This window comes from Bradyrhizobium sp. ORS 86 (assembly GCF_045571475.1).
Lineage (GTDB): Bacteria > Pseudomonadota > Alphaproteobacteria > Rhizobiales > Xanthobacteraceae > Bradyrhizobium.
In genome coordinates this window covers 5,066,127-5,089,456 of the sequence record NZ_CP120699.1, presented here as the reverse complement: position 1 = coordinate 5,089,456, position 23,330 = coordinate 5,066,127, and the positions used below count along the sequence as shown (strand labels likewise).

Here is a 23,330-nt window from a genome sequence, read left to right as displayed (position 1 = left end):
AGGCATGACGTCACAGGCCTTCACGATCAAAACCATCCAGGCGCTTTGCTACCGCCATCCGCTGTCGACACCTGTCGTCACGTCATTCGGCAGAATGTTGAGTAGGCCCGCGGTGCTTGTGCGCGTCGAGGACGCGGACGGTATGGTCGGATGGGGTGAGGTCTGGTGCAACTTTCCCTCGCCAGGAGCCGAGCATCGCGTGCGCCTCGTCAACGAGGTGCTGGCGCCTGCTGCAATCGGCGTCACTATCGATCAGCCGGCAGAACTGTTCGAGAGATTGACGTCGGGTACATCCGTTCTTGCGCTGCAATCCGGCGAGGCCGGCCCGTTCGCACAATCGATTGCAGGCATCGACCTTGCGATCTGGGATCTCTACGCGCGGCGCCGCAAGACCGCCTTGTGGAAGGTGCTCGGCGGCGCGCGAAGCAGAATCAAGGTGTATGCGAGCGGGATCAATCCCACGGGCTCACGCGCGATGGCGGAGGCGGCGTTGGCGCGGGGACATCGTGCGCTGAAGCTGAAGATCGGTTTTGCGCCCGAAACCGACCGCGCCAATCTGTCCGCATTGCGCGACCTGGTCGGTGACGGATTGCTGGCTGCTGACGCCAACCAGGCATGGTCGATCGAGCAGGCGCTGGCGACGGCGACGCGCTTGCGGGAGTTCGATCTCGCCTGGCTGGAGGAGCCGATCCGCGCCGATCGGCCCTGGCGGGAGTGGATGACGCTTGCCGCCAGCGCAGGTATTCCGCTTGCGGCAGGAGAGAACATCGCGAGCCGTGCCGGTTTCGAACAGGCGCTCACGGGCGATGTGCTGTCCGTCGTGCAGCCGGATATTGCAAAGTGGGGCGGGCTATCTGCTTGCGCGGGCATCGCGCGCGACATCATCAAGGCCGGCAAGACGTTCTGCCCGCATTATCTCGGCGCCGGCATCGGCCTGCTGGCCTCGGCGCATCTTTTGGCCGGCGTGGGCGGCGATGGACTTCTGGAAGTCGATGCCAACGACAATCCGCTGCGCGACCGACTGTGCGGTCCGGTCAGGGATGTGCGCGACGGCATGATCATGCTGGGCGATGAACCGGGCCTTGGCGTCGAGCCAGATCTGGCCGCGATCGAACAGTATCGGACCGCCTAGCATGAGCACGCAAGGTTACGACTACATCATCGTCGGCGCCGGTTCGGCAGGCTGCATCGTCGCAAATCGCCTGTCGGCCGACCCGTCGTGCCGCGTGCTGCTCCTGGAAGCCGGAGGATCTGACCGGAATTTCTGGCTGAAGCTTCCGGTCGGGTACTATCGCACGATCTACAATGAGCGCTTCTCGCGCCTGTTCAAGACGGAGCCGAGCGAAGGCAGCGGCGGCCGGTCGATCACGTGGCCGCGCGGTCGCGTGATCGGCGGGTCCTCCTCGATCAACGGCTTGATCTTCATCCGCGGCCAGCATGAGGATTTCGACGATTGGGAGCGCCTTGGCGCGACCGGATGGAGTTATCGCGAACTGCTGCCCTACTTCCGGCGCCACGAGCGCTATCGCGGCGGCGACAGCCAATATCACGGCGGCTTCGGCGAGTTCGAGGTGTCGGAGCTGCGCAACGACAATCCGGCCTCGGCGGCGTGGGTGGAGGCGGGCGTCGAATACGGCCTGCCGCGCAATCCCGACTTCAACGGCGAGACGACATTTGGCGTCGGTAGCTACCAGCTCGGCATCGGTCGGCACTGGCGCAGCAGCTCGGCATCGGCATTCCTGCACCCGATCTCCGCGCGTTCCAATCTTACGGTCGTGACAGCAGCACAGGTCAGTAAGGTTCTTTTTCGTGGCCAGAAGGCAATCGGCGTGCAGTGGATCAAGGACAAGCAGATTGCTGCCGCATCCGCCGATCGCGAGGTGATCCTGTCCGCTGGTGCGTTGCAGTCGCCGCAGCTCCTGCAACTATCCGGTGTCGGTCCAGCCGATCTGCTTCGTCGGCACGGCATCCCTGTCGTGGCCGATCTCGCCAGCGTCGGCGACAACCTGCAGGATCATTATCAAGCGCGGCTGATTGTGCGGCTGAAGGACCCTATCTCGCTGAATGATCAGGTCCGCAACCCCATCGCGCTCGCATCAATGGGATTGCAATGGCTGTTTGCAGGTCGCGGCCCGCTCACGGTCGGGGCCGGGCAGGTCGGCGGTGCGGCCTGCACCGAACATGCTGTCGGCGGGCGACCCGATGTGCAGTTCAACGTCATGCCGCTGTCGGTCGACAAGCCCGGCGATCCCCTCCACAACTACTCCGGCTTCACGGCCTCGGTCTGGCAATGCCACGGTCGGTCGCGAGGACGGCTTGCGATCCGATCGGCCGATCCGTTCGATCAGCCGCGCATCGAGCCCAACTACTTCGCGGAAGAGATCGACCGCAAGACCATCGTTGCCGGGCTCAGGATCCTGCGCGACATCTACCGGCAGAAGGCCTTTCGTCCGCTGTGGGATACCGAGATGGTCCCAGGCGAAGCGGCGCGGGATGACGCCGGGCTTTGGGAGTTTGCGCGCAACACCGGCGGCACGGTGTTCCATTGCGTCGGCACGTGCCGGATGGGGAGCGACGATCGGTCCGTGGTCGATCCGCAGTTGCGGGTGCGCGGCGTCGAAGGGCTGCGCGTCATCGATGCGTCTGTCATGCCGCAGATCACCTCCGCCAATACCAATGCGACGAGCCTGATGATCGGCGAACGGGGCGCGGCCCTCGTTCTGTCCTGAACAGACATCCTGACGCGGGAGCGCGCGATGGAATTGAATTCCGAGAGTCACGTTCCAAAATACGCGCAGATCGCCGACATCTTCCGGCAGCGCGTCGCGCGCGGCATCTGGGCCAAGGGCTTGCGGTTGCCGGCCAACGAGGAGCTCGCCGCCGAATTCGGTGTCTCGCGGGTGACCATTCGCCAGGCCGTTGAACTGCTGTCGCGCGAGGGAGTCATCGAAGCCCAGCAGGGGCGCGGCACCTTCGTCACGGGCACGGTGAAGCAGGACCGCTGGCTGAGGGTCGAGACGACGCTCTCGGATCTCGCCGAGATGTATCGCGATACGTCACCCGAGATCATCAATATCTCCGAGAGCCGCACCGATGCGCCGCTGCTACCGGAGGACGGCAAGCCGGCCTCGAAATACGTCTTCATGCGACGCGTCCATTCGCGTCAGAAGGAGCCGTATTGCGTCATCTCGATCTACCTGGACGAGAGGATCTTTCGTCGCCATCCGAGGCGTTTCCGCAACGAGACGGTGATCCCGATCCTGAGCGACCTCCGCGATCCCGAGATCGCACGTGCGCGACAGACGCTGACAATTGGAACAGCCGATCTCGAGGTCGCGCGTCTGCTCAAGGTGCCGCTGAATTCGCCCGTCGCTGAGGTCCGCCGGGTGTTCTCGAGCGCGGACCAGACCGTGATCTATCTCGGTGAGGTGACGTATCGAGGCGACTTCGTGCGGATCGATATGGACCTGCGGCCATAGCGCCGGTGTTTCGCTGAGTGTGACGCAGCATCCGCTCCGGTCTAGCGGAAGAACAGCTCCTCGTTACGGCGCTCGAGCTCTTCGCCATAGGTGCGCAGCACGTGCGACTCGCTGACGATCCCGATTGCGGCGCGGTGATCGCTGCGGTCGATCACCGCGAGCGCATCGGCTTCGCTGCGTGCGAACATCTTCATGATGTCGCGGATCGAGGCGCCGGGCAGCAGGAATTCGTCGGTCTGACGCGCCAGGTCCGCGAGTGTCTCGTCCTGCGCTGCGGTCGAATAGAGGTCGGCCGAGGTGACGATGCCGGCATAGGAACCCTTGGGATCGCGCAGCACGATCTGCCGGACTTGCGCCGGCGAGAAGGTCTTTTGCGCTTCCGCGATCGGCATCGTGGTGAGCGCGCTTTCGAAATCAGTGCGCATCAGCGATGCCGCGCTGAGTTGCCGAACCCAGCCGACGTCCTGCGGCCCGCGGATCACTTCGCCGCGCAGATGGAAGCGCCAGGTCGCGAAGCTGTAGCCGAACAGCTCGCGGACGATCAGCGCGCAAACCGACGAAGCGACCACGGCACCGACCGTGACCGAGAAGTCGCCGGTGATCTCGAGCGCGAGACAGACCATGCTGAAGGGGGCGCCGAGAACGCCGGTCCCGAATGCGGCGAGCGCGGCGATGGCCGCGGTTCCCGGCTGCAGGGCGATTCCCGGCAGGAAGCCGGTGGCTACGATGCTGTAAAGCTGGCCCAGCAGCGCGCCCAGCAAAAGCGATGCGAAGAACAGTCCGCCGCGAAATCCGGAGCCGAGCGAGACCGCGGAAGCCGCCATCTTGAACAGGATCGTCGTCGTCAACAGCAGCCATGTGGGGTTGCTGACGAGCAGGATCTGCATGGCGCCGTGGCCAGCGCCAAGCACGGTCGGTGTGAGCAAAGCGAGGCTGCCGAGCAGCGCGCCACCAAGCACCGGCCGCAATGCGCCCCGGAAAATCGAGAGACGCTGGAAACAGCGCTCGGAGGAGGCGACCCCCAGCATCATCAGAATGCTGGCGAAGGCGCAAAGGATGCCGATGATGACGCTTTGCCCGACCATCTCGACTGACACCGGTGACGGAAAGCCCGGGACCATCAGGAAGGATTGATGGGTCAGATGGCGCGCGACGAGCCAGGACGTGACCGCGCTGGCGATGACCGGGACGAGCCCCGCGGAAGTATAGGCGCCCAGCACGACCTCGAACGCGTAGAATGCGCCAGCGAGTGGAGCCGAGAACGCGGCGCTGATCGCACCGGACGCGCCGCAGGCCACCAGCAGTCGCATGTCGTTGCGGCGGGCCGCCAACCGTTGCCCGATGTGCGAGCCGAACATCGAGCAGATCTGGGTATAGCCGGCCTCCAGGCCGACCGAGCCGCCAAATCCGTTCGACAGCAGGGTTTGCAGGGAGATCAGCAGGCTGCCCCTGAACGAGAGGCGTCCACCATATAGGGCATTGGCCTCGATCGCGTCGGCGAGCTGCTGCCCCTTGACGCGCTTGGCAAAGAAGACGGCAATCACGGCCAGCACGACGCCGCCGATGGTCGGAATCAGCAGTGTGCGCTGCCAGGATATGACGCCGGTTGCGCTGAGATGTGCGTCCAGCGGAATGTCGAACAGGAAGGAATGTGTGGCTTGGCTCAGATAGGAGATCGTTGCGACGAGCAGTCCGGACAGCAGCCCGATCACGATGGCGACCGCGACCAGTCCAGTTTCCCGGTTGCGGACATAATTGCGCAACGCGGCGGGCAACAGATAAACCGCTGCGGCTGGGTTCTTGGGCGTGTTGACCGGCGACGTGATCGTCATGCTGCGCCTTTGACACCGGAGCGCTCGATGTGAAACCCGATCTTGCTGATCGGCGTGTCGGCGCTTCGTGCCGCAATGCGGTACGGGTTGCAACAGGATTCATGGCACAAGAATGTGTGCTGTCTCGAAAAAGCGCTCTGGCGCCGTATCGGTGTTCCCTGCGGTATGCGGTTGAAGCGGCCGCCCTTGCGCCCCGGGACTGGCTGCGGGCGATGAGATTGTGCCAGATGGCCCGCGATGGGTGTTGGCCCGCCCGCAAGTCCGATGGCGACTAATTGGCGTGCCAATGGTAACCCAACTCAGCAAACAAAAGCAGGAAATGCCCATGTCGGAGAAGGTCGCTGTTATCGGAATGGGACAGATGGGATCCGGGATGGCAGGACGCCTGAAAGAATCCGGCTTCGACGTCGTAGGCTACGACATCAGTGCCGACCAGCGCGCTCGCCTCGCCAAGGATGGCTTCCGGATGGCGTCAAGCGTTGCGGAAGCGCTGGAGGGCCGGGCGCTGGTGTTGACGAGCCTGCCCGATCCCAAGGCCGTGACCGAGGCCTGGCTCGGCGCCGACGGGATCGTCGCTCACGCCGCCAAAGGCACGCTGTGCATCGAGCTCAGCACCATCGATCCGCAGACGATGCGCCAGGCCGCCGGCGCCGCCGCCGCGCGGGGCATCGCTGTCGTCGATTGTCCTGTTAGCGGCAGCCCCAAGGAGGCGCGCGCCGGCAAGCTGATCCTGATCGCGGGCGGCGAAGAGGCCGACGTGAAGCGGGCCGAACCGATCCTCAAGCTGCTCGGCACCGACTGGAAGTACACCGGTGCCGTCGGCACGGCAAAGGTGGTCAAGATCGTCAACAACATGATGTCGATGGGCAACGTGCTGGTTGCCGCGGAAGCCTTCGCGCTCGGTGTCGCCGCCGGCGTTGAGCCGGAGAAGCTCTACGACGTGCTGTCGGTGAGCGGCGGCCGCTCGCACCATTTCACCAAGCGCTTCCCGAACGCACTGAAGGGTGATTTTTCGCCGGGCTTCAAGATGGAGCTCGGCGAGAAGGATCTGGCGCTCGGCGTCGAACTGGGACGGATGACCCGGATGCCGACGCCGTCGGCGTCGGCTACTCGCGAGCTCTACGCGCTCGCGCTGGCTGAGGGGTTCCGCGGCCAGGACATCGTCGCATTGCTGGCGATGTATCAGAACTGGGCCAAGCCAGCCTGACGCGACGCTGGCGGCGCGGGCGTATCTTCTCGCCACATGCGGGCTTGGCGACCGGAGCGCAATCGGCTTACGATAGGCGCAGACTGATCGCTTCCGGGGACAAATCGCGAAGGATGCCGGCGTCACTGCTTGCCAACTTGACGGAACGGCCGTCCTTCAGCCGCGCCCTGATGCGGACGTTGGTGGTGATTGCTTATGTCATCATCTTCGCGCCGGTCGCGATGATTGTCGCGACCAGCTTCTTTGCCCAGGAGATCGTCAGCTTCCCGCCGCCGGCACTGACCTGGCACTGGTACGTCAACGCTTGGGACAAGCCCGAATTCCTGCGCGGCCTGATTGCCAGCCTTCAGGTCGCATTGCTCGCCGCCACCATCGGCGTGCCGATCGGCACCGCAGCCGCGCTCGCCATCGTGCGCGGCCAGTTTTGGGGCAAGCAGGCGATCAGCGCGCTCCTGCTCGCGCCCCTGGCGGTGCCCGGGGTCGTGGCAGGCTCGGGACTCTATATGTTCTATGTGCTCGCGGAGAACGCGCTCGACCGCGATATCAAGGCGACGACGGAGGGCCTGGTCGCCGCTCACGTGCTCCTCACCATTCCGTGGACGGTGCGGCTGGTGGTCGCAAGCTTGCAGGGCCTTGATCGCGCGGCCGAGGAGGCCGCGGCCAATCTCGGTGCGAATCCCTTCACGGTGTTTCGCCGCATCACGTTGCCGATGATGCGGCCAGGGATCGTGGCCGCTGCGATGTTCTCCTTCATCCAGAGCTTCGAAAATCTCGACCTGTCGTTGCTGCTGGTCGGACCCGGCCGCATCACGCTGCCCGTCGCGATGCTCAATTATCTGGAGTTTCGGATCGACCCGACGCTGGCCGCGGTCGCTACGGTGCAAATCCTGATCGTCGGAGTGCTGATGGTCGTGACCGATCGCTTCGTCAAGTTGTCGCGGGTCGTCTGATGGCAAGTCTGTCGATCGAAAATCTTAGCAAGCGGTTCGGTGCCTCAGTCGCGGTCGACGGCCTCGATCTCACGGTGCAGGAAGGCGAGCTGGTGGCGCTGCTGGGACCTTCCGGTTGCGGAAAGACCACGACCTTACGCATGGTTGCAGGATTTCTGCCGCCGACCGGCGGACGCGTGCTGTTCGACAAGGAGGATGTGACCCGTTTGCCCGCGCACAGGCGCTCAACCGGCATGGTGTTCCAGTCCTATGCGCTGTTTCCGCACATGACCGCCGCGCAGAATGTCGGCTTCGGGCTGGAGATGCGCGGGCTCGGCCGGGTGGAGCGAGAGACCAAGGTCGAAGAGGCGTTGAAGCTGGTCCGGCTGTCGCATCTTGCCACTCGCTTCCCCCGGGAGTTGTCCGGTGGACAACAGCAGCGCGTCGCGCTGGCTCGTGCGCTGGTGATCAATCCGAAGCTCTTCTTGCTCGATGAGCCGCTCTCAAATCTCGACGCCAAGCTGCGCGCCGAGGTGCGGATCGAGATCCGGGCGCTGCAGCAACGGCTCGGCCTGACCACGCTCTTGGTGACCCATGATCGCGAGGAGGCGCTGACGATGGCCGATCGCCTAGTCGTGATGGAAAGCGGGCGGGTGCGCCAGGTCGGCTCACCACGCGACCTCTATGACGCACCGCAAGACGCGTTCGTCGCGGATTTCGTCGGCCGCTGCAACATCCTCCTCGGCCAGCGCGAGAACGAGACCCAATTCCGGACCGCGAATGGGCTCGTCTTATCGGTCGACATCGCGCCTAGCGAGAGCAAGAATGCGAACGCCTTTGCGCTGCGACCGGAACGGATTTCGATCCATCCGGGCGCGAAGGGCGATCTCCAGGGTTCGGTTCAGGCCGTGACGTATCTGGGATCGCAGACCGAATACCATGTGCGCATCGGCAAGGAGGTCTTCGTGGTGATACGGCAAACCCCTGATGCAAGCGAGCCGCTCGCCGCGCTCAAGCCCGATGACCAGGTTTCCCTGCAATGGGACAGCAGGGCTCCGCGGCTGGTGCCGCAAACATCCGTCTGAGGAAGGATCGTCATGATATCGCGACGTCATTTTCTGTCTGCGGGCGCCGGAGCCGCGACCGTGCTGGCTTCCGGAGCGCGCGTTGCGCACGCGGCATCAGGCCAGGTTGTAGTCGGCACGTGGGGCGGCGACTATGGCCAGTTGCTCAGCGACCTGATCGACAAACCGCTGCTGGCGCCGAAGGGCATCGAGGTGCTGCAGGATGTCGCCAACGCCGATCCGAGAAAGACCAAGCTGCTGGCGGAGCGACAGAGCCGGCGCGGATCGATGGACGTGGCCTGTCTGTCCGATAGCGACCACTATATCGTCGCCACCACCAACGTGTTCGATACCGTCGATGCCAGCAAGGTCTCGCGGCTCGACAAGGTGTTTCCCGAGCTTCGCACCGATACCGCCATTCCTCACATCTATTCGGCGCAGGTGATCCTCTACAACGAGAACCTTGTGAAGACGCCGCCGACGTCCTGGGCCGACCTCTGGGACCCCAAATGGCGCGGCCGTGTCGGTCTCGCCGATATCCTTTATCCCGCGAATACTCTCGCTGCGGCGCTCGCCGGCGGCGGCAGTGTCTCGAACTACGATCCCGCCGAAAAGAAGCTGATGGAGTTGCGGTCGCTCGATGTGAAGATCTATCCGTCCAACGAGGCGCTCGCGGCAGGGCTCAAATCCGAGGAGGTCTGGCTCACGAGCATGTGGCTGGCGCGGGGTTTCATGTGGAAGAAGGCGGGCATCCCGCTGTCCCACGTCGTGCCGAAGGAAGGTGCGGTGTCGATCGTGTTCGAAGCCAGTGTGCCGCGCAATGCGCGCAACAAGGAAGGCGGCTTTGCCTATCTCGATGCGATGCTCGATCCCAAGGCGCAGATCGCCTTCGCCGACAAGATGGGATACGTGCCAACGGTCTCGGACGCCGTTTTGCCGGAGGATCTCGCCAAGCACGTCAGCCTGAGCGAGGCCGACCGTGCCAAGCTCCTCAAGCCGGACTACAAGTATCAAACCGAGCGCTCGCAACGCACGCTCGATTTCTGGAACAAGCAGTTCAAGGGTTGATGGATCCGGCTTCCTCCTTCGCAACGCTATCGACCCGTTGTCGCATGCGTTGGAGTTGAGAGGCCGGAGGTAGATTGTTGCGACCTGTGGGAGCGGTGGATTGACGTTCGGTGACCGGCATCGCGGGAAAGTCGGGGAGAATGTGAGACTGGCTTCTCCCAGGATGGCGTTGCTGGTCGTGCCCGCCTGTCTCCTGGTGCTGGGGCTACTGATCAGCCCGATGGCCCTGATGTTCAGGATCTCGCTCAACAAGTTCAGCCCGACGCAGTTGATGATCGAGGCCTTCACTTTCAACAACTATGTGCAGGCTGCCGCGGACCCTTATTATCAGGAGGTCATCCTGACAACGCTGGGGATGGCGCTGCTCTGCACGGCGCTTACTCTCGTCATTGCCTTTCCGGCAGCCTACTGGCTCGGGCGTCTGGAGAGCCGCTGGAAAAGTCTCGTGGTCATCGCGACATTGTTTCCGCTCCTGGTCGGCAACGTGGTCCGATCGGCGGGCTGGATGGCGCTGTTCACACGCGAGGGCTTGATCAACACGGTGCTCCTGAAGGCGCACGCGATCGGCGAGCCGCTGACATTGATGTACACGCCGAAGGCGGTGGTGTTCGGCATCATCGCTGTGGTGCTGCCCTACATGATCCTGACCATTGCCGCGGTGATCGAGAGCATCCCGCGCAATCTGGAGGAAGCGGCCGCCAATCTCGGAGCCTCGGCATTCCAGCAATTCTGGCGGGTGATCCTGCCGCTGTCCGCGCCAGGCGTCGCCGCGGGCTCGATCCTGGTCTTCGTTTTGTGCATGAACACCTATGCAACCGCGGTGCTTCTCGGCGGCCCTCGTTTCAAGATGATGGCACCGGCGATCTTTGACCAGTTTGTGCGCGGCAACAACTGGCCGATGGGCGCCACGCTGGCCTTCATGCTGCTCGCGGTCACGATGAGCTTCACGATTTTCGGCAGCATCGCCTTTGCACGGCACTACCGAGTGAGATAGCCGCATAACGAACAAAAAGACCCGCTCAACGAGAAGGAAATGCGCTCATGGCTGATCAGGCGAAGTCGGAGATATCCCCGGGCGATGAGCTTGCGCGTATCCGCAACAAGGGTGAGGTTCCGGTCGTCGCGAAGGCGACCTCGCGCGATCGCGGCATCGGGCCGTTCAAGCGCCTCGCCCTGCGCAGCGCAACCGTGATCGACGGGACCGGCGCGCCGCCGATCGGGCCGGTCGACGTCGTTGTGGAAGACGGACGTATCGTCAGCCTGAAGAAGGTCACGGGCTATGGCGCGGGGCCGAGCGAGCCGGCGGACCACGAGATCGATTGCCGCGGCAAATGGGTCACGCCGGGCTTTGTCGACTGCCACGCCCATGCCGGCGTTGCCTTTCACTCTGCCAATGGTTGGGTGCCTCCGGTCGATTACGTCTACAAGCTCTGGCTCGCCCACGGCGTGACCACCGTGCGCGAAATGGGCTCGATGAACGGCCTCGGCTGGGTAATCGATCAGCGCGAGCGGTCCAGGCAGAACACCATCGCGGCGCCCAGGCTGCTCGCTTATGCCTATTTCCCGGCGGTCAATGACATGGTCAAGACCATCTACACACCGGAGCAGGGCCGGGAGTGGCTGCGCAAGGTCAAGGAGCGCGGAGCCGATGGCATCAAGTTCTTCGGCGCGCCGCCGGCCATCATGGAAGCGGCACTCGATGAGTGCAGGAAGCTCAGTCTGCGGTCCGGCTGTCATCACGCGCAGATGGCGGTGACGCGCATGAATGCGCTGACCACGGCCGGCTGGGGTCTCACGAGCGCCGAGCACTACTATGGATTGCCCGAAGCGCTGTACGAGGATCGCCTCGTGCAGAACTTCCCACTCGATTACAATTACACCGACGAATACTTCCGCTTCTCGGTCTCGGGACAGATGTTCGGCCAAGCCGCCAGGCCCGGCACGCCCAAATGGGAGGAGACGCTGGAGAAGTTTCTCGAGATCGGCTTCACCTTCGTTCCGACCTTCACCATCTACGATGCCAATCGCGACCTGATGCGCGCCCGCCAGGCCTATTGGCACAAGGACTACACCTGGAAGTCGATGTGGGACTACTTCACGCCACAGCGTGGCGGCCACGGCTCCTACTGGTATCGCTGGTCGACGCAGAACGAGATCGAATGGAAGGAAAACTACCGGCTCTGGATGGCGTTCATCAACGAATACAAGAACCGAGGAGGGCGGGTCTGCGCCGGCAGCGACTCCGGCTTCATCTATCAGATCTTCGGGTTCGGCTACATCCGCGAGCTGGAGTTGCTGCAGGAAGCCGGCTTCCATCCGCTCGAGGTGATCCGCGCCGCGACCTCGCAAGGCGCCGCGCTATGCGGCATTCAGGATGAGGTCGGCACCATCGACATCGGCATGCGCGCCGACATGCTGGTCCACGATCACAACCCGCTCACAGACTTCAAGCTGCTCTACGGCACCGGTGCGATGCGGTTCAACGATGCGACCAACGCCGTCGAATGGCATCACGGCCTGAAATATACCATCAAGGACGGCATCATCTACGATACCGAGGAACTGCTGGCTGACGTCCGCGAGCTCGTGAAGGCGAGCTGGGAGAGCGATATCCCGGAGAAATACGCATCGCGGGTCGCCGCCGAATGAGCAACGGCGCGCTTGATTTCTTCGTGCTGACGGGATTCCTGGGATCAGGAAAGACCACGCTGCTGCGTGACTTCCTCGGGCGTCCCGAAGCGGCCGATACCGCTGTGATTGTCAATGAGGCGGGAGAGATCGGGCTCGATGGCATCGTGCTGCGCGAGAGCAGCGGTGACCTTCCGATCGCGACGCTGGCTAACGGCTGTGTCTGCTGCCAGGTTGGCAGCGATCTCGCCTTCACGATCGATCGCCTCATCATGGCACCGCGGCCAGCCGGGGCCGGTCCGCTGCGGCGCATTGTCCTGGAGACCAGCGGACTTTCGATGCCGGGGCCTGTGCTGCGCACGCTCGCGACGCTGGCCGAACATCGGATGCGGGTGGCCGTGATCGGCACCTTCGATCTTACGTGCGGCAGCGACGTGGCGACGTATGAAGAAGCTGTAGCACAATGGGCGGCGTCGCATCGCATTGTGGCGACCAAGGCCGACCTCGTCGCGCCCGCCGATCTCGCCGACGCGCCATCGATCATCGCCGAGTTCAACCCGCTCGCGGAGGTCATTGCGACGGCAGACCGAGGGAGTTCGGTGCTGACGGCGTTTGCTCCATTGACCGCGCCGCCCCGACTCGAGATCGCGCCGGTCAAGGGCAACGCGCATCCACGGGTCGCTGTCTGCCTCGCCAATCCGACGGGCGAGGTGGCTTATCCTGATGTCGCAGCCTGGCTCGACAACCTTGCCGGCGCGCTTGGTGAACGCCTGTTGCGGATCAAGGGGCTGGTGCAGGTCGTCGAAAGCCAACGACCGCTCCTGATCGAGTGCGTGGGTACGACGTTCTCGCCGCCGCGCGTATTCCAGATGGATGCTGCGCCGTTTTCCGGGCTCGTCATCATCGCGCGCGACGTGGACGAGGCCGACCTGCACCAGGTCGCGCCGGTCGGGCTCTTTGAATTTTCATCCTGGAAGGCGCCGGAGCGGAACGGCCCTTCCGGGCGCCGTATGCTCAAGGCCGAGTGGGTCGCGTAGTCCATGAGTGTCGGCGCAAATCGTGATCGCGCCTGGCATGTGTCGCCCGCAACCTATTTGGCGCAACGCCAGGTGAGCTTTCAACTCGCAGCGCCGTACTCGCAATATGTCACGATGCGCGGCGGTTGTCGGCTGGCGGTCGATGTCTATATCCCGCAGTCTGCCACCACAGCGGTCGAGAACACCTTTCCGACCCTTGTCTTCTTCACGCCCTACTATCGGCGATTCAAGCTGCGGCCGGGTGGCGTAGGCGAGGCGAACCCGAACACTGGAAAATTTCGCGACTTCTTCGTGCCGCGCGGCTACGCGGTCGTAGTCGTTGACGTGCGCGGCACCGGCGCCAGTTTCGGCACGCGCGATGCTTTCCGTTCGCCGCGGGAGCGCGACGACAGCCGCGAGATCGCCGACTGGATCGTGGCGCAGCCCTGGTCCGACGGGACGATCGGCGCGACCGGCATTTCCTATCTCGGCGCGGCGGCCGACTTTCTGGCCTCCACCGGCCATCGCGCCGTGAAGGCGATCGCGCCGATTTCCTCGGTCTGGGATACCTATGCCGACAATTACTTTCCCGGCGGCATTCAGCTCAAGTCGCTGACCAGGATCTATGACGAACTGATGATCGGGCTCGACCACGACCGGCGCGATATCCTCAAGCAGTTCTCGTACTTCAGCAATCCGGATTTCGAAGGTCCGCAACCCGTCGACGGAGACCCGGAAGGCGCGCTCGTGACCGCGGCGATCAAGGAGCACCTCAACAATTTCAGGCAAACCGACTTCATGGCGGAATTTCGATTTCGCGAGGAGGGGCTGCCATACGACCCCGAATTCACCTCGGCCTCGATCAGCCCCTATTCCGTCGCGCATGAGATGCATCCCGATGTTGCCATTCTCTCGGTGTCCGGCTGGCTCGATGGCGCGGGCTACATGAACGGCGCGATCTCGCGCTACCTGACCAAGAAGGACAATCCTCGCCATCTCCTGCTCGGTCCGTGGGACCACGGCGCGCGCATCGACGTCTCACCGTGGCGGCGGGCTATCGAACCGGACTTTCCGTTGCTCGGAGAGCTGCTGCGCTTCTTCGATACCTATCTGATGGGGCTCGACACCGGACTACACGAAGAAGCTCCTATCCACTACTTCGCAGTTCACGCAGAACAATGGCGCGTGGCGGAGAGTTGGCCGCCGATCACGGCACAGCAGAGTTTCTTCCTTGCGTCCGACGGTCGCCTTGCAAAGATCGCATCCTCGGCAGGCGAGGATCGCTACCAGGTCGACTTCACCCTGGGCACCGGCACCGAAACCCGTTATGAGCGCATCGCCGGCATTGACAGCCGCCAGTATTACGCGGATTGGCAGGGCCGTACCGAGAAGATGCTGAGCTACACGTCGGAGCCGCTTGAGACGGCTGGCGAACTTGCCGGTCATGGTCTCGTCGATCTCTGGCTCTCCTCAAGCGAGCGCGACGCCGCGTTGTTCGTCTATCTGACCGAAGTCGAGGCCGACGGCAGCGAGCGCTACGTCACCGAGGGCTTGCTACGAGCGCTGCATCGGAAGGAGCGGGGCGCGCCCGAGACCTATCGCACCACTTGGCCGTTCCGGAGCTTCACGCGCGCCGATGCCGCGCCGCTTGATCCCGGCGTCATCGAACGCATCCGTATTCCGCTGTTGCCTGTCGCGTGGCGCTTTTCTGCCGGAAGCCGCATTCGCCTGTCGATCGCCGGCGCCGACGATGATCATTGCGGACAGGTGCCGCATGGGCGTCCGCCGCTTCTGAAGATTTTGCGGGGAGGGGCCAGCGCGTCCAGACTGGAATTGCCCTTGCAAATGTGTGAGGGCACGACGTAGACGGCGAGCAGGTGTCGCTGACACCGCAGATCGGTGTTCCGATTGAATTGAAGGGGCGATATCGCTACCGAGCAGCAAAGGGTCCTATGTCCGCTAGACAGCCATTCTGGTCGTCACTCACGCCGGCCGAGCACGAATTTCAGTACAATCCGCAGGCCGCATTTCCCAATTTTGGGGATGCTCAGGCGGGCCGGACGGCAATCAATACCAAGGCATTGACGGGCCTGGTGCGCCTCGCGGATCAGGCCTATGGCGATCACCCGTTGCGCAAGGTGGATGTCTATCCAGCCGCGCGCAGTGGCAAACCTGCTCCTGTTCACGTCTTCATCCATGGCGGCTATTGGCGTACCCAGGACAAGGAGAACTTTGCGTTTGTCGCCGCGCCGCTGGTGGCGGCCGGCATCACCACGGTCATCGTCAACTACGAGCTCTGCCCAGCCTCGACCCTCGACGGCGTGGCGGAGTCGGCTATCGCGGCCGTCGACTGGACCCGGCGTGAAGCAGGTCATTTCGGCGGTGACCCGCGCCGGATCAGCCTGTCCGGGCACTCGGCCGGCGCCCATCTCGTCGCCGAGTGCCTGGCCCATAATTGGGTGGAGGCTGACGCGGATCCAGCCTTCCTGATCGGCGCCGTCATGATCAGCGGCATCTACGATCCGCGTCCAGTGATGGGGACCAGCGTCAATGCCGAGGTTCGTTTGACCGAGGAGATCGCGGTGCGGCGCGATGTCGAACGTCGGCAGGTCTTTGTCAAATGCCCGTCAACGCTCTTCGTCGGCGGTCTCGAGCCATGGCATTGGATCGAGCAGACCTACCGCTACTCGCACCATCTTCATCGAAGCGGTCTGACGCCCGAGGTCCACACCCTGCCGCGATGGGGGCATTTCGATATCCTGAACGAATTCACGGAGGCGGGAAGTCCGATCCTGAACGCCGTGCTCGCGAAGGCGAAGTCTGCCTGAGGCGCGGCTGGGCACTGGCCGGCTCGCGCGCGGCCCGTTGAAGGAAGCCTGGCAGCAGGTTCGGAAATGAACAGTATTGCAGCAAATGGGCTGCTCGCATGACTTGCACTTGGGCAGGCTTCCGCTCGCGCCGGACGCACCGCGCAAGAGGTCGTGCAGCCCGCAGCGCCGAAGGCGAGCGGCATCTGCGGCTTGCCGTATAAAGTCTGTTTTGCGGTCGCGATATGCTATCGGCGCGGGTAATCACTCGCGCGTCTACTTGCGATAGTTCGTTCGTCACGCGATGCGGCAACAATGTTGTCGTTGCCTATTTTTCGTTCGGTCCCCATTGCGCGTCGGTTTCGTTGGCAACATTAGTTGTTTGGGTCCTTGTCTGGCGGAAGATGACATGCAATTGTCCGCGGCCGGCAATCCTGTTCGAGAGCAACAAGAACAACAATCACTCTCGTCCCTCCCGCTAAGTCGAGGGCTTGATCATGTCGAACCTTTCGCAAACGACGTCCGCTCCGTGGCGGATTGGTGTGTTGTTCTCGCGAACCGGCTTCATGTCGGTGATCGAGGAGACCCAATTCCAGGGGACGCAGCTCGCGATCGAGGAGGTGAATGACGCTGGCGGGGTCTGCGGCCGAGAGCTGGTGCCGGTCGCCTATGACCCCGGTTCGGATTCGGCGGCCTATGGTCACTACGCGAAGCGGCTGATGGTCGAGGACCAGGTCAGCACGATCTTCGGCTGCTACACTTCGTCAAGCCGCAAGGCCGTGCTGCCGGTCGTCGAACGGTTGAACGGCTTGCTGTGGTACCCGACGCTCTACGAAGGCTTCGAGGCCTCGCCCAACGTCATTTACACCGGCGCGTCGCCCAACCAGAACAGCCTCGCGCTGTGCCGTTACCTAATGGATACGTTCGGGACGCGGTTCTACTTCGTCGGCTCGGATTACATCTATCCGCGCGAGTCCAACCGTGTGATGCGCGAATTGCTCAAGGCCAATGGCGGCTCGGTGGTCGGGGAACGCTACGTCAATGTTCGCGCGCGCTGGCAGGATTTCCTGCCGATCATTCAGGATATCAAGCGGGTCCGGCCCGATGTGATCTTTTCGACCGTCGTGGGCGAGGGCACGGTGTTCCTCTATCAAGCCTACGCGAATGTCGGGCTTGATCCGAAGCAGATGCCGATCGCCAGCCTGACCACCACGGAAGCCGAGATCGCGGCGATGGGATTCGACGTCGGCCAGGGGCACATCACGGCGGCATCCTACTTTCAGGGCGTCGAGGGCAGCGCCAACAATGTGTTTGTGCAGCGCTTCAAGAAGCGTTTCGGTGGGGATATCTCGACCAACATGTGTGCCGAAGCGTCCTACTTTCAGCTCCATCTGTTTGCGAAGGCACTCGAGCAGGTGAACACGCTGGATACCGAAGTGCTCCGCTCGATGGTGTTCGGCACCAGCTTCGACGCGCCGCAAGGCGCGGTCACCGTCAACCCGATGTCGGGGCATACCGATCTGTGGACTCGCATCGGGCGGGCCAACCGCCAGGGCCAGTTCGACGTTCTCACTCAGTCAAAAGAGCCGGTGCATGCGGATCCGTTCCTGATCGGATACGGTCGCGCAACGCAAACAGGAAGCGTCCAATGAACGAAATGTCGCGTAAGCCGTCGGTCAGCCGGGACATGGCCGGCCGCAGGACCATGGTGCAGGAGCTTGCGGATTTGTCGGCGGTGGTGGTCGCCCCGGTCGATGATCAGGTCGGTATGCTGCTGCGCGAATTGCAGCGCTTCAGGATGCGAGTCCGACAGGTGTGGCCGATGCCGGAGAGCGTTCCGGCGGACGCCGACGTCGTGTACTGCGAATACGCGCCGGATCTGGCGCGTCGCTTGCCGTGGATTCCCGGCGATGCACGGTCGGCGCTGGTCGTCATCCTACCGGCGACGGAAGCCATTCACGCCGACGCGCTCTGTCATGCGACCCCCAACGCGATCCTGCCCCGGCCATTCACGCCGAACGCAGTGTTGTCCAGCCTTGTGCTCGCCCGTAGCCAGTTCGGCTACGAACGGCGCCTACGCAGCAAGATCGAGAAGCTTGATGATAATCTGCGCTCGATGCGCACGGTCGAGCGCGCCAAGGCGATCCTGATGGCGACGCGGCAGATGCCGGAAACCGAAGCTTATGGCTTCATCCGGCGGCAGGCGATGGATCGTCGGGTGTCAGCGAGCGCCGTCGCCGCGGCGATTGTTGACTCGTTCGAACTGCTTGGCTACGATCATCAACAGTAAGCCCCAATAGCGGGGCCGGCGGCGACAGCGCCGCCATCGACACAACCGGCAACAAAGCCCTCCCAATGCTCGCGTGAGCGCGCATCGGGAGGGCTTTTTGTTTTTTCAGTGTCCTGAAGGGAGCTAGGGATGAGCATTTCAAGGCGGACTTTGCTGAGGAATACTGCGGCTTTGGGCGCTTTCGCCGGCGCCGGATTTCCGCACATCTGGATCAAGAACGCCGATCTCGCCAATGCCGCTGGTGGCGAGATCAAGGTCGGCGTGCTGTTCTCGCTGACGGGAACGACTGCGATCATCGAGGAATCGCTCAATAAGGCGACACTGCTTGCAATCGAGGAGATCAACGCCACCGGCGGCATCAAGGGCAGCAAGGTCGTGCCGATCGTCGAGGACCCTGCCTCCGATCCAGCCACCTTCTCCGAAAAGGCGCGCAAGCTCGTCGTCGGCGACAAGTGCGTCAGCGTATTCGGCTCCTATACGTCCGCGAGCCGCAAGGCGGTTCTGCCGGTCTTCGAGCGGCAGAACAATCTCTACTGGTATCCGACCCTCTATGAGGGCCGCGAGTGCTCCAAGAACGTGATCTACACCGGCGCGGTGCCGAACCAGCAGCAGGACGAATTCGTGCCCTGGCTGATCAAGAAGTTCGGCAAGAAGTTCTACCTGATCGGCTCCAACTACATCTATCCGAAGGAAGAGAATAACTACTGCAAGAAGCTGTTGGAGAAGCACGGCGGCGAGGTCGTCGCTGAAGAATACGTTCCCCTCGGCCATTCCGAGTTCTCCTCCGTCATCAACAAGATCCGCTCGACGCAGCCAAACGTGATCTTCTCGACCGTGGTCGGGGATTCCGTGGTCGCGCTGCATCGCCAGTATCGCGCTGCCGGGCTCGATCCGGAGAAGATGCCGATGGCGAGTTTGACGACCTCGGAGAACGAGGTGGCGGCGATGGGCGGCGATGCCGCCGCTGGTCACTTCACCTCGGCACCATACTTCATGGTCCACAAGTCGCCGGAGAACGAGAAGTTCGTCGAGGCCTACAAGAAGCGATGGGGCGCCGACAAGGTCACGCATTTCGTGTCGGAGGCCTGCTACTTCCAGGTCCACCTGTTCAGGCAAGCGGTGGAGAAGCTGGCGACCAGCGATCTCACGCCACCGAACATCCGCGATGCAGTCAAGGGGCAGGAAACGATCGCACCGCAGGGCAAGGTGCAGATCGAGCCGGAGAACTTGCATACCTGGCTGTGGCCAAAGATCGCTCAGGCGAGGTCCAACGGTCAGTTCGAGATTCTTGTCGAAGCGAAGGAGTGGCTGAAGCCGCTGCCTTACGCCGCCTATCCCGGTCAGGTCTGCACCGACAAGGGCCTGGTCGAGAAGAGTTGACACCACGGGGGCTGCTGCTGGCCGTCGGCGTTCGCGCCGGCGGCTGGCCTCCAGCCTCGAGCAAACGAGCGCGGCTCCCGGGCGGCGCTGCGCGGACGTTGCGGCGAGAAATGAACTTTAGAAAAGCGGATCCTGGCGTGGACCAACTAATCGAACAGATCATCACAGGCCTCAGCATCGGATCGATCCTGCTGCTCGTCGCGATGGGCCTATCGATCATCTACGGCTCGATGGGCATCATCAACCTTGCGCACGGCGAGTTCGTGATGCTCGGTGCTTACGCGGCCTGGGTATTGCACACCTATCTCGGGCTCGGCCTGCTGGCGAGCCTCGTTCCGATCTTCCTCGTGGTCGCGGCGTTCGGCTGGGTCATCGAACGCTACATCCTGAGCCTGCTCAACAACCGTCCGCTCGATACGATCCTCGCGACGTGGGGCGTCGGCATCATGTTGCAGCAGGCGGTGCGGCTGACGGTGGGCAGCGAGTTGCGCTACGTGCAGCTTCCGCCGGCGTTGTCCGACAGCATGAATGTGTTTGGCCTGTCGGTGTCGTCCTATCGGGTCTTCCTGTTCGTGGTGGCGATCGCGCTGTTCGCGGCGACCTGGTTGCTCATGAACCGGACTCCTGTCGGTATGAAGCTGCGCGCCATCATCCAGGACCGTTCGGTCGCGGCCTCGTTCGGCATCAACGCCAAGCGCGTCTATGCCCTGACTTTCGCCTATGGCGCAGGGCTGGCGGGGCTCGCCGGCGCGCTGGTGTCACCGCTCAAGAGCGTGTCGCCCGACATGGGCACCGGTTACGTGGTCGACGCCTTCATGGTGGTCGTGCTCGGCGGCGTGCAGAGCCTTGCTGGGACCGTGGCGAGCGCCTTCATCCTCGGTGAGCTCTCCGGCGCCATCGCCTTCCTTCAGAACGATACGGTTGCCAAAGCGATGGTGCTGCTCGCGATCGTCGTGCTGATCCGCTTCCGCCCCGAAGGGCTTTTCACCGCGCGTGTGCGAACTTGAGACAGATTGCCTATCGATGTCATTGAACCCTTCCACGTCCAACGGATTGCAGCGCCTCACGGTGCAACTTGCGCCGCTGCTTGTCGTCTGCGCGCTGGTGTTCGCGCTGCCGGTGCTGCTCAACAATGATTTCCTGCTCAACAAGGTCGCGCGCTACCTGGTGCTCGGCATCCTCACGGTGTCGCTGGGATTGTCCTGGGGATTCGGCGGGATACTCAACCTCGGCCAGGCCATGAGCTTTGGCCTCGGCTCGTACGCCATGGCAATGGCCTTGAAGCTCAAGACCGTCCCGGTGCACACGGGCGCGGGCGGCCTGCCGGACTTCATGGTCTGGAACAACGTCCAGCAGTTGCCCTGGTTCTGGGAGCCGTTTCGATCGCTGACCTTCGCGATCGCCGCGGGTCTGATCGTGCCAGCGCTGGTGGCGGCGGCGCTCGGCTGGTTCATGTTCCGAGGCCGCGTGACCGGCGTCTATGTCTCGATCGTCACGCTTGCGACAATGGTGGTCATCAATCTCGTGATCATCGATCAGCAGAGCTACACCGGTGGCTTCAACGGCATCACCGATCTGGCCCAGCTCGAAATCTTCGGCGTCGCCTTCGATGCCTATGGCCGTGCGACTTACTATCTCGTCGCGGGAAGCGTGATGCTCAGTTTGCTAGTGGCCTTTGCCTTCACGAAGTCGAGGGCTGGCCTGATCGTGCAGGCGATCCGCGACCACGAGAGCAGGGTGCGTTATTTCGGCTACGACGTTGCGCTCTACCAGATTTTCGTGTTCGCGCTGTCGGCGGCGATCGCCGGGCTCGCGGGCATGCTCTACACGGTGGTGATGGAATTTGCTTCGCCGACGTTCCTCGGCGTGCAGCTCTCGCTGTCGGTTGTCGTGTGGTGCGCGGTCGGTGGGCGGCAAAGTCTGGTTGGCGCGTTTCTCGGTGCCGTACTGGTGGCGGGCATGCAGGGAGCGCTTTCGGAATCCGCAGCGTTCCTGGAAACCTGGACGCTGGTGATGGGCGCGCTGTTCGTGCTGGTGGTGTTGTTCCTGCCGAAGGGACTCGCTGGTCTCGCCCAGAACGTCTGGCGCTGGATCGTTCAGCGTCGGCAAGTCGCGGAGCGGGACGTGCCACAGGGCGTCAGCCAGACGGAGGGCAGCACATGACCTCCCATCTCGATCTTCGCGACGTCTCCGTCAGCTTCAACGGCTTCAAGGCGCTCAATGCGCTCAACATGAGCGTGCGCAAGGGTGAGCTGCGCTGTCTGATCGGACCCAACGGCGCGGGCAAGACCACGGCGCTGGATATCATCTGCGGCAAGATCAAGCCGAGCGCCGGCACGGTGACGTTTGCCGGCACTGCGCTGCAGGATCTCGAGGAATACGAGATCGCCCGCGCCGGTGTCGGCCGCAAGTTCCAGGTTCCGAGCGTATTCCGCGATCTCACGGTCAGAGAGAACCTTGAGGTGGCGCGGGCCAGGCGCACCGGCGTGTTTGACAATCTGCGGTGGGACGTCCGCAACACGGGGCGCGAGCACGTCGAACGTCTCGCGGAGCTGGTCGGGCTCACCGAGCGGCTCGACCGGCCAGCCGCCTATCTGTCGCATGGTCAGACCCAATGGTTGGAAATCGGGATGCTGGTCGCGCAGGATGCCGAGCTGATCCTGATGGACGAGCCCACGGCCGGCATGACCGCCCAGGAAACCCGCAAGACCGCGGAGATGTTCGCGCGATTGAAGGGCAAGCACACGCTGATCGTGGTCGAGCACGATATGGGCTTCGTGAAGGCCATCGGGGACATCATTTCGGTGATGCATATGGGGCAGATGTTGGCGGAAGGGACCGCGGCGGAAGTCGAGGCGCATCCGGACGTGCGGCGGGCCTATCTCGGATCGGGAGGCATCAGCAATGCTTGAGCTGACCGACGTCGACGCCTTCTATGGAAACAGCCGGGCCTTGCAGGGCATCAATCTGATGGTCGGCTCCGGCGAATTCCTGTCGGTGCTTGGCCGCAACGGCGTCGGCAAGACCACCCTGATGCGGAGCATCCTCGGCCTCATGGATCGCGTGACCGGACGGCTTTCGCTCGACGGCGCCGACATTTCAAGCTTGCGAACCCACCAGCGCGCCAAAGCCGGTATCGCCTATGTGCCGCAAGGGCGCGGTATCCTGCCGCGCTTCACCGTGCGGGAGAATCTGACGCTCGGCACGTTTGCTGCGAAGTCGGCGAACGGCATCGAGGAGTGGGTGCTCGAGCTGTTTCCGGTGCTGAAGGAGTTTCTAGGTCGCTACGGCGGCAATCTCTCAGGCGGCCAGCAGCAGCAGCTCGCAATCGCCCGTGCGCTGCTCGCTCAGCCCAAGGTCATCCTGCTGGACGAGCCTACCGAAGGCATCCAGCCGAACATCGTCGAGCAGATCGAGGACGTCATTGTCAAGCTCAATCGCGAGCGTGGAATCACCGTTGTACTGGTCGAGCAGAACGTCGCATTCGCGCGGCGCGCATCCCATCGCTTCGCGCTGCTGGAAAAAGGACGCGTCGTTGCCAAAGGCGCGATCGAGGAACTGACCGAAGATCTCATCCAGCTACACATGGCGGTGTAGCGGGCACCATCGTCCACTTGAAAGGGAGTCGAG

The 23,330-nt window shown here is 63.2% G+C and carries 20 protein-coding genes; 19 read left to right on the top strand and 1 reads right to left on the bottom strand.

From position 1 onward, the window contains the following. Window positions 1-4: 4 nt before the first annotated feature. The 3 genes from P6U25_RS23715 to P6U25_RS23705 are packed head-to-tail and all read left to right on the top strand — an operon-like array spanning window position 5 to window position 3,479. Window positions 5-1,132, top strand: a complete 1,128-nt coding sequence (locus tag P6U25_RS23715) for a mandelate racemase/muconate lactonizing enzyme family protein (RefSeq protein WP_407147186.1) — start codon at window positions 5-7, stop codon at window positions 1,130-1,132. Window position 1,133: 1 nt separating this feature from the next. Next, window positions 1,134-2,729 (top strand): GMC family oxidoreductase, encoded by a 1,596-nt coding sequence (locus P6U25_RS23710; RefSeq protein ID WP_407147185.1) that lies wholly within the window; start codon window positions 1,134-1,136, stop codon window positions 2,727-2,729. Window positions 2,730-2,756: 27 nt separating this feature from the next. Next, window positions 2,757-3,479 (top strand): GntR family transcriptional regulator, encoded by a 723-nt coding sequence (locus P6U25_RS23705; RefSeq protein ID WP_407147184.1) that lies wholly within the window; start codon window positions 2,757-2,759, stop codon window positions 3,477-3,479. Window positions 3,480-3,520: 41 nt separating this feature from the next. On the opposite strand, the gene P6U25_RS23700 is transcribed toward P6U25_RS23705, so the two are convergent. Next, complete coding sequence (locus P6U25_RS23700) at window positions 3,521-5,311, bottom strand: chloride channel protein (RefSeq protein ID WP_407147183.1); 1,791 nt, start codon at window positions 5,309-5,311, stop codon at window positions 3,521-3,523. Window positions 5,312-5,636: 325 nt separating this feature from the next. Between P6U25_RS23700 and P6U25_RS23695 the strand changes: the two genes are divergently transcribed. From P6U25_RS23695 to urtE, 16 genes are all read left to right on the top strand, one after another. Beyond that, the gene (locus tag P6U25_RS23695; RefSeq protein WP_407147182.1) at window positions 5,637-6,518 is read left to right on the top strand and encodes an NAD(P)-dependent oxidoreductase; all 882 of its coding nucleotides are present in this window, start codon (window positions 5,637-5,639) and stop codon (window positions 6,516-6,518) included. A gap of 113 nt (window positions 6,519-6,631) precedes the next feature. Next, complete coding sequence (locus P6U25_RS23690) at window positions 6,632-7,468, top strand: ABC transporter permease (RefSeq protein ID WP_407147181.1); 837 nt, start codon at window positions 6,632-6,634, stop codon at window positions 7,466-7,468. Next, window positions 7,468-8,532, top strand: a complete 1,065-nt coding sequence (locus P6U25_RS23685; RefSeq protein ID WP_407147180.1) for an ABC transporter ATP-binding protein — start codon at window positions 7,468-7,470, stop codon at window positions 8,530-8,532. Before P6U25_RS23690 ends, P6U25_RS23685 begins: the two co-directional genes overlap by 1 nt. A 12-nt stretch (window positions 8,533-8,544) precedes the next feature. Next, a complete protein-coding gene (locus P6U25_RS23680; RefSeq protein ID WP_407147179.1) occupies window positions 8,545-9,579 on the top strand; it encodes an ABC transporter substrate-binding protein in 1,035 nt (344 codons plus the stop codon). Window positions 9,580-9,742: 163 nt separating this feature from the next. Then, complete coding sequence (locus P6U25_RS23675) at window positions 9,743-10,573, top strand: ABC transporter permease (protein ID WP_407147178.1); 831 nt, start codon at window positions 9,743-9,745, stop codon at window positions 10,571-10,573. A gap of 47 nt (window positions 10,574-10,620) precedes the next feature. After that, entirely contained in the window at window positions 10,621-12,228 is a 1,608-nt protein-coding gene (locus P6U25_RS23670) for an amidohydrolase family protein (protein ID WP_407147177.1), read from the top strand. After that, entirely contained in the window at window positions 12,225-13,244 is a 1,020-nt protein-coding gene (locus tag P6U25_RS23665; protein ID WP_407147176.1) for a CobW family GTP-binding protein, read from the top strand. Before P6U25_RS23670 ends, P6U25_RS23665 begins: the two co-directional genes overlap by 4 nt. A 72-nt stretch (window positions 13,245-13,316) precedes the next feature. Then, a complete protein-coding gene (locus tag P6U25_RS23660) occupies window positions 13,317-15,089 on the top strand; it encodes a CocE/NonD family hydrolase (protein WP_407147175.1) in 1,773 nt (590 codons plus the stop codon). 11 nt (window positions 15,090-15,100) lie between these two features. Beyond that, window positions 15,101-16,051 (top strand): alpha/beta hydrolase, encoded by a 951-nt coding sequence (locus P6U25_RS23655; protein WP_407147174.1) that lies wholly within the window; start codon window positions 15,101-15,103, stop codon window positions 16,049-16,051. 476 nt (window positions 16,052-16,527) lie between these two features. Continuing rightward, window positions 16,528-17,682, top strand: a complete 1,155-nt coding sequence (locus P6U25_RS23650; RefSeq protein WP_407147173.1) for a transporter substrate-binding domain-containing protein — start codon at window positions 16,528-16,530, stop codon at window positions 17,680-17,682. Then, window positions 17,679-18,320 carry an ANTAR domain-containing response regulator gene (locus P6U25_RS23645; RefSeq protein WP_407147172.1) on the top strand — a complete coding sequence of 214 codons (642 nt, stop codon included), beginning with the start codon at window positions 17,679-17,681 and terminating at the stop codon, window positions 18,318-18,320. Before P6U25_RS23650 ends, P6U25_RS23645 begins: the two co-directional genes overlap by 4 nt. Before the next feature lie 171 nt (window positions 18,321-18,491). Continuing rightward, the gene (locus tag P6U25_RS23640) at window positions 18,492-19,700 is read left to right on the top strand and encodes a transporter substrate-binding domain-containing protein (protein ID WP_407147171.1); all 1,209 of its coding nucleotides are present in this window, start codon (window positions 18,492-18,494) and stop codon (window positions 19,698-19,700) included. 137 nt (window positions 19,701-19,837) lie between these two features. Further along, window positions 19,838-20,707 (top strand): urea ABC transporter permease subunit UrtB, encoded by an 870-nt coding sequence (gene urtB / locus P6U25_RS23635; protein ID WP_407147170.1) that lies wholly within the window; start codon window positions 19,838-19,840, stop codon window positions 20,705-20,707. A 16-nt stretch (window positions 20,708-20,723) separates the two neighbouring features. Further along, window positions 20,724-21,863, top strand: coding sequence for an urea ABC transporter permease subunit UrtC (gene urtC / locus P6U25_RS23630; RefSeq protein WP_407147169.1), 1,140 nt, complete (start codon window positions 20,724-20,726; stop codon window positions 21,861-21,863). Further along, entirely contained in the window at window positions 21,860-22,612 is a 753-nt protein-coding gene (gene urtD / locus P6U25_RS23625; protein WP_407147168.1) for an urea ABC transporter ATP-binding protein UrtD, read from the top strand. Before urtC ends, urtD begins: the two co-directional genes overlap by 4 nt. Further along, window positions 22,605-23,297 (top strand): urea ABC transporter ATP-binding subunit UrtE, encoded by a 693-nt coding sequence (gene urtE / locus P6U25_RS23620; protein ID WP_407147167.1) that lies wholly within the window; start codon window positions 22,605-22,607, stop codon window positions 23,295-23,297. The genes urtD and urtE overlap by 8 nt, the downstream gene beginning before the upstream one ends. Window positions 23,298-23,330: the final 33 nt, after the last annotated feature.